General features: G+C 39.6%; 8 protein-coding genes and 2 pseudogenes. 4 read left to right on the top strand and 6 right to left on the bottom strand.

The genetic code is table 11. The annotated features are described in order from the left end of the window. Positions 1-283: 283 nt before the first annotated feature. Positions 284-670, top strand: a pseudogene (locus H6G26_RS36735) (DUF1392 family protein); the annotation flags it as partial. 432 nt (positions 671-1,102) lie between these two features. Continuing rightward, positions 1,103-1,387 carry a hypothetical protein gene (locus H6G26_RS36730; RefSeq protein ID WP_190736408.1) on the top strand — a complete coding sequence of 95 codons (285 nt, stop codon included), beginning with the start codon at positions 1,103-1,105 and terminating at the stop codon, positions 1,385-1,387. A gap of 45 nt (positions 1,388-1,432) precedes the next feature. Here H6G26_RS36730 and H6G26_RS36725 read toward each other — a convergent pair whose 3' ends face one another. The 3 genes and pseudogenes from H6G26_RS36725 to H6G26_RS36715 form a co-directional block, all read right to left on the bottom strand. Then, positions 1,433-1,633 (bottom strand): chlorophyll a/b-binding protein, encoded by a 201-nt coding sequence (locus H6G26_RS36725; protein ID WP_100904474.1) that lies wholly within the window; start codon positions 1,631-1,633, stop codon positions 1,433-1,435. Between the two features lie 258 nt (positions 1,634-1,891). Further along, positions 1,892-2,791: pseudogene (locus tag H6G26_RS36720) on the bottom strand (IS1634 family transposase); the annotation flags it as partial. A 394-nt stretch (positions 2,792-3,185) separates the two neighbouring features. Next, complete coding sequence (locus tag H6G26_RS36715) at positions 3,186-3,491, bottom strand: hypothetical protein (protein ID WP_190736404.1); 306 nt, start codon at positions 3,489-3,491, stop codon at positions 3,186-3,188. Positions 3,492-3,828: 337 nt separating this feature from the next. Between H6G26_RS36715 and H6G26_RS36710 the strand changes: the two genes are divergently transcribed. Next, a complete protein-coding gene (locus tag H6G26_RS36710; protein WP_190736402.1) occupies positions 3,829-4,215 on the top strand; it encodes a hypothetical protein in 387 nt (128 codons plus the stop codon). A gap of 335 nt (positions 4,216-4,550) precedes the next feature. Continuing rightward, positions 4,551-4,778 (top strand): hypothetical protein, encoded by a 228-nt coding sequence (locus H6G26_RS36705; RefSeq protein ID WP_190736400.1) that lies wholly within the window; start codon positions 4,551-4,553, stop codon positions 4,776-4,778. 336 nt (positions 4,779-5,114) lie between these two features. On the opposite strand, the gene H6G26_RS36700 is transcribed toward H6G26_RS36705, so the two are convergent. The 3 genes from H6G26_RS36700 to H6G26_RS36685 all read right to left on the bottom strand — a co-directional run bounded on the left by H6G26_RS36700 (position 5,115) and on the right by H6G26_RS36685 (position 6,828). Continuing rightward, positions 5,115-5,384: a hypothetical protein gene (locus tag H6G26_RS36700; protein ID WP_190736398.1), complete on the bottom strand. Its 270-nt coding sequence runs from the start codon at positions 5,382-5,384 to the stop codon at positions 5,115-5,117. Positions 5,385-5,662: 278 nt separating this feature from the next. Further along, a complete protein-coding gene (locus H6G26_RS36690; protein ID WP_190736394.1) occupies positions 5,663-6,436 on the bottom strand; it encodes an ERF family protein in 774 nt (257 codons plus the stop codon). A 17-nt stretch (positions 6,437-6,453) separates the two neighbouring features. After that, a complete protein-coding gene (locus H6G26_RS36685) occupies positions 6,454-6,828 on the bottom strand; it encodes a hypothetical protein (protein WP_347242577.1) in 375 nt (124 codons plus the stop codon). Positions 6,829-6,915 lie beyond the last annotated feature (87 nt).

Genomic DNA, 6,915 nt, shown 5'->3' with positions numbered 1-6,915 from the left:
ATACCTCTGTATAACTACTGTAAATCTTGACCATAGCCTTCCACCACCCCAAGCTAGCGATTGCGTTGTCTTCGCACAGCTCCCGCTGCTCGCAGGCTGTGGAGGCAAATCACAGAGTAAGGCATTGTCTTAAGCTAATCGTCATTTAAATTGCACCATTTTCATAGTAATAAAAGCTGCAAACCCTCTCCCTTGCTTCCTGCCCCCCTGCGATCTCAATGTGCTTTCTTATATGCTTAACAGCTTACTGCGGGTTATCGGATGATAGTCAAACTTAGAACAGTGCTGGTACATCTCCCCACCTTGGGGTCAACGAATCCCGCCGTTGCTAGTAAGTTTGCTTGAACGGGTGTACGTCAAAAGAGTTAAAGCATTTGGTTACTGCTGTGGTGTCGAATGGTCGCTGCAAGGCTGGAAATACGAAATCAATACTTGCAATGACAATATTACTGTTTGGGGTAGTGAACTTATTGGTACAGGTAATTTGCGTTCGCCCTTGGCGTTGGCGCAGCCATCGCTCCCCCAAGAAAAACCTGTGTTTCGCTTGGGTGAGTTGGTCGAGTTTCAATTGTCACTAGATGGGCCACCGATCCGCATAGTCCAAGGTATTCAACTGATTAACGATTGCTGGTTCTACAGCATCGAGTGGATGTCCCCAGAAATAAGCTAATCGTCATTTATTTTTCCAGAATGATTCGCTCGTAGTAAGAGCATCAGCCCTGCTTTTATGCAACTTAAATGCTGATTAGCTTATCTGAAAACGGTGACGAGGTTTTTACTTTTAGAGATGCGATCGCCCTTGGCGGGGCTTCGCCCATCGCACGAGTGACTGACTATGATTTAGAGAGGGTGTGATTATGACAATCTACACCTCCGTGGCGAAGTCCGATAATATTCTTAATTAGCCCGGCTGGGCATTAATGAATTTTTCAATTTCTACAGCTTTAAGAAACCTTTATAATAAGAAAAAATTTGAAAGATAAATAGGAAAGGGCTTTGAATAGATTATTGGGAGTTAAAGTGGGAGCATTATAGTTATCAATAAATCGTCGTTTTCAGGAATTTCTGTAACGGCACTCTAAATAATATTTGAGGCACTTTAATGGATAGCATACACGCTGCAATTCTCACTAAAATTCTTACTGAGAACGGGTTCACTTCTGGCACTATTGCTGAAAAATTTATCCAGTGTCGGACGCCTGGGCATGATGATTACTTACTTAGATTTAGTTGGGATAACAATTCCGAATTAGTTGGAATTGAATTATTAGATTGCTGGGCAAATTCCCTAATTTCATCTTGGAAGACTTCTTCATCCATGATCCATTTAGTTTTGAGGCAGGTACAATTATTTGTCAGAGAGTATGAAACTATTTGGCACTCATAGTATAGTTACTAATTAAAAGACTAAGAAAGCAGGTGCTTTGATTATTTATTTAAGCCAATAGAGCAAGTTACAAACTACGCTATAGCCACTTAGATCCCAAAGTAGGTAAGCAAGGAAGCCAATCATAGCGAAGCGCCCGTTCCAAATTTCAGCTTGGGGATTCCAGCCAAAGATCAAGTCATTTCGGTCTTTGCCATTGTAAGCTTTAGCAACAGGGGGTTTTTCGGTAGCAGTGTTAGATTGCATTGTTAATATTCCTCAATAAAACTCAATATTTCTTTGATATTCCGATAATAATTATCCTGAACAGGAAAATTCCCTGTCTTTAGATTTAAATAGCACGCAACCTGAAGGACGATTCTTCCTACAAGAAACTTGTATACAGGAACACAATATACTCGCTTTGTATAAAAGGCTATTTACAACTACTCAGTTAATATCTGATTTATTTCAAAATGATAATTACTGCTTTGAAACTCTTGTATCCCAGATTCCGCAGGTTAGTTAAGAAAGAAGATAATATTTTCGACAAGGAGCACCTAAAAACTGGAGAATCCATTGCCTTTCATGGGTTAAGTTGGCAATTTGCTTTATTTGGGCGACAGTAACCAAATGAATTGACATAAAACATTGGAACACCCAACGTAAGGTTGGAGTAGAAGTTGGTTTACCCAACTGATTATCAATAGTTTTTTTGGCTTGTTCTAAGGCTTGACGTAAAGCTCTTTGACCCAGACTATAAACAAGCAGACACAAACCCATAACCATTGCTAGTGCAGCAACTCGCTCAGTAGAATTGAGGAATACACTGGAAGTAAAAAATAAAGGATCTTTGAGAAACCGAAAACCGCGCTCAGTAGATTGCTGTGCTTTGTATTCACGTAAAACATCGTCATCGCTGAGTTCTTCGGCATCGAGGACATTGGTCGCTAAAATAAATTTTCCGGCTCTTTTGGTTTCAATGGCGATCGCTATTTCCTTGGGTTCTAGGGTTGCATCAACTTGGTAGTAAAAAGTGGGGGAAGAATCTTTACTTGGTCTGCCACGTCCAGTATGTTTCTTGATCTCTTGAACTTGGATATTAGTCAGTTGATGTAAGGGCAACTTAGAACTGAGGCGTTGTGCAGCAATGAAAGCATCTTTTGAACACGCAAATTCTTGATTTAACAACAGCCTCAGTTCAGATTGGGCTTTTACTAACTGTTTAATCAAACGTTTTTGCAACTGTTTGAGGTCAGCATCTTTTCTCGCTTGGCTTTCAACGACGAACCAGCGCTGTCGTACACCTCCGTACTCGCTACAACTTGGCGCAATCCGATATCCAGGCATTTCACTTTGATTAAATGCTTCTTGAGCCATGTTATCTAACAGAATTTTTGCCGCAGTTAGGGTACATGGTACTCTCAATCTATACTCTGGAATCAAAGAAGCGACTTTTGCCCATCGTTCCAATGTCCGGGGACAAATACCTAAAATTTTCGCCGCTTTCGCTTTTGACATTGGTAAAACTAAGGGATTTACCCCTGATTGGCTTTGTTTTTGATTAAAAAGTTGTTTTCTCCATCCCGATTCCATGAACTTAGTCAAATCCGTATCAATAGCCTCAAAAAGATAGTCAATATCCGTAGCATCTAAGTGTCAATATGGATGTCCATGTGGATATCAATGACCAGTGTCTATTGACTGTCTATTGACCTTGCTCTTTTATAATAAAAAACCGCGCCAAGCGGTTCAAGCTACTAAGTTGACAACTTTGTTGACAACTTTGTTGATAACTTAGAAATTTTCAGTGGGATATTTACCAAGCTCCTTCGGGGCGAAAACTCTTACCTTCTTTCAACCATTTATTATGATGTATTGCGGCTAAAGCTTTTACTCTCGAAGATGGTTGACGATGAGTTTTAGAAGATTTACTACAAGCATACGCTGTCATTGTTCTGGCTTTAATATTTAAATATTCTGAAGCTTGCTCGTAACTTAATCCCCAAATTTCACAAAAAACTAACGGGTCAAGTTCTTTTAGTTCATCAGTTTGTGCGATCATATTTCTAGCTCCAAAGTTACGTTTTGGGGTTACTGCCTTTTGTGGCAGGAGCGATCGCATTCCTTGTCCGGGGCGATCGCTTTCAATTCTGCTTCAGAAATCTAATGATCTTGTGAAGCAAAATACTAACTATATCCTGACACACTTACTTGTTAGAAAACTCAAATAATTCAGATAATAAAATATTAAAACTTGGACTTGTAATTTGATATTTATCAAATTAAATAATTATTTAAAAAAGTCTGGCTTAAGAATTTGGGAATATCTATCTAACTTTCTTCCAGATAGAATTTTTTTAATAATGAACAATTGTGACGCTCAAAGTCTTGCTCTAGTAACAACTTGAAAGTTAAAGTTCTAAATCTGTATAATAGTAGTTAAAGCAACAGACTAACTTATGAGCGAAACACCGAATCAATCAACAAGACTCGATAGAATTGAGGCACTAGTAGAAAGAGTTGCTCAACAGCAAGCCCAAACTCAAAGCCAGATTGATAGCCTAGCTCGACAGCAAGCCGATACTCAAGCCCAGCTTGACGCATACATTGATACAGCTACCAGTGTTTTAGCTCGTAGTGCAGTTCTGGATGGTGTTGTCTTGGAATTACGGGAAAGTACAGAAAATTTACAACGTAGTTTTGAACAACATCAACACAACTTTGAGGAACATCAACTTAGTTTTGAACAACACCAGCGCAACTTTGAGGAACACCAGAGAACAACGAACGCTGCATTAGCTTCTCTTGAGGCAATTCTGGCACAGTTAATTGGGCGGTTATCGTAATTGTGTATTTAAATTGGTATATTTTCATGTGTCGGTTAACTCCACATATATCCCTGCACCAGTATTCGTAATCTTCACCATATTGTTATTTATCAGTGTTTGGATTACTCCAATACTGAAATAAATACTACTGAGTCTTGCGCTACCCCCACAACGCTTGATATATTGCAGGCATAGAGAACAACTGTCTTGTGAAGTCGGATGTAAGTTATTTCGTGGTATCATGTTTTCTCTTTGTAATGTATAGGTCATGCAATTGGTCTTTTGGGATGCATTAAGTTAAATGCAAAGTACGCTAATCTAAAAATTGGCGTTGTCAAAAGTAGGTAACTCTTATGACTTTCTCCCAATTACGGACAGGCGATTATTTTCGGATACCTGGGATGATTTCAGGATATGTATATAGAAAGGCTAATGACTCTCAATGCAGTATCAATTGTGTATTACAACCAATTAGATCCGAAACAGAAGTTAGACGACTAACTCCAACAGAGGTAATTAATCATTTCGCCCAAGAGCATCAAGAGTTTCGTCAATTCAAAGACGCAGTAATCATTCATTAAACCTAACTAGTAATCTGCCACCCCAAAAATGCGCTCGTGAAGGCTGGGAAAAGGGGAAGGTGGGGCCCCCACGAAATGGGGATAAGGGGGAAAGGGTTTAAATCTCTTACCCTTTTCCCCGCCAAGTCATGAAAGCGAACTAGAACACCGATTCAGTATTCAGAGTCATGACGAAAAACTCGGGTTTCTTTTAGGCACAAGAAAGAAGCTATGGTTTAAATGACCTAAAAATCCGGTTTTTCAACCTCGCGTTTTATTAGTGAATCGGTGTTCTAGTAGTATCGATTTTGTAGCCGCCATGTTTGGTTTTGTACTCTTTCATTGCCGTTAAGTCACCTAAAATTTATCTCGTTGAATGCTGAGGCTTGCTCTGACTAAAGAAGTCCCTAAGAAGGCAGAAAAACTTACCAGCATTGCACCCAAGCAAATACTTTTCTGTTGCTGCCAGTAATGAGAACTCGTAGCAATCTCTATTCCCCAGCAGCCTGTTGCCCCTACTCCCGCAAATCCGGTAAAAAGCAGAGAGATAATTGCAGTTGTTTCTATGGTGCGGTCGATGAAAATCCTGGGGTTGAATCTTCTCCTAATACGGCGACGAAGAACCATTTTACTATTGTGGCCTAATTAATTGGGATTGATAAACAACTTGTTTGTGATTAGTCATTTGGAATCCTCCAATTCAATAAAAAACCCTGCACCAGTATTGCTAATCTTTACCTTTCTTTGATTGACCAAGGTTTGAATAACTGACAGACTGAAGTTGATATGACACAATCGAGCGCTACCCCCACAACGATGGAGGTATTGTATGCATAGTGAGGAATTGTCAGTAGGAGTAGGATGAGTTGATTTTCTCGGCATGATATTTTTCCTATTGATGTTATTCAATTCAGTTCAGGCAATTGTGCAAGCGCACCTTCCATCCATGCTTGAATTGCTTCCATCTCAGAAACACCTCGTAATACAGCATCGATTACGTGTTTCTGATAAGAGTTAGCAGCATGATTCGGATGTCCAAACTTATTCCCAGCCCAAGCCAAACACATAGTCTTCACTAATTCATCAATCTGAAGAGAATCAAGCTCACTCGGACTGGTAACATTTCGAGAATGCAGCCATTCTTTAACTAAATCGAGTGGATAATTTAAAAGTGTGCGAACTTCTTTGACTCGCAAATCTTTTGGGTTGATTGATGGCGGAGTTACAGATTGTTTTGTTGGTTCAACTCTAGGCTGTTGATTGTCTTTGCGGGGTCTAATATTATTGTGCGGTTGTTCAGTCCTTTTTGGAGTAGCAACGCCTTCAGCATCATTATCTTCATCTGCCGTCACCGATAAAATTGCACAAACCGCATATCGTCGTGCATAAGTTAATGCTGCACCAAATTTTTGAGAGTCAGCAATCTCAGGTAAAGGATAAGTGCTGGTGATGCGCTCTCCAGATTCATGAAACAAATGAGTTTGCAGTGTTGTTTGACCTTCACAGATTTCAGTAGTTTGAATTATTACTAATCCATGTTTACTGAGTCCGGGAGTGGCAGCATCTAACACAGCATCTAGTGTTGCATATTTGCGCTTGTAGTGAGGATTAGTACCATCTTTTTGAATGGGATTAAACTCTGCCTTTGCTTTAATTAGAGCTTTGATTAGTTCTTGCATTGTCTGGTTCCAAATTCTTACCAATCAGTTTCGTTAACATTGCCCGACACTTTTTTGCTAGATTTAGCTTTATTTATCTGAAACTCTGAAGCTTTCAAGACAGGCATTGCAGCAAGTTTTACCGAAGCTTTGGCTTGTTGATAAAGGAATTGTGTTATTCCATCAGCGTCTTCCCCATCTTCCACTTGCGCCCATAGAGAACAACCTAAATCGAGTGACTCAAAATTACCAAGATTAAATTTTCTAGAGTAACTAACAGATACAGTTGTGAATTTCATAAATGTCGGGTTTGGTATATATTGATTTTCAATTTTCTTCGCTAGTATCAACCATCTCAATGCTGAGTCTTTGACAGAAATCGCTCTTGCCAGCAGTTGTCCCGGATTTCTCACAAACTCAGAAAAAAGCGGAGCTTAAAACTGCTAAAATGTATATATGACAAGCATTTCAGCAGTTTTAACCCATGAATCGACCCGCAA

Origin of the sequence: Nostoc sp. FACHB-888 (assembly GCF_014696655.1) — a bacterium.
Taxonomy (GTDB): Bacteria; Cyanobacteriota; Cyanobacteriia; order Cyanobacteriales; family Nostocaceae; genus Nostoc.
The sequence above is the reverse complement of the archived record's forward strand: the minus strand, read 5'-3'. Positions and strand labels throughout refer to the sequence as shown.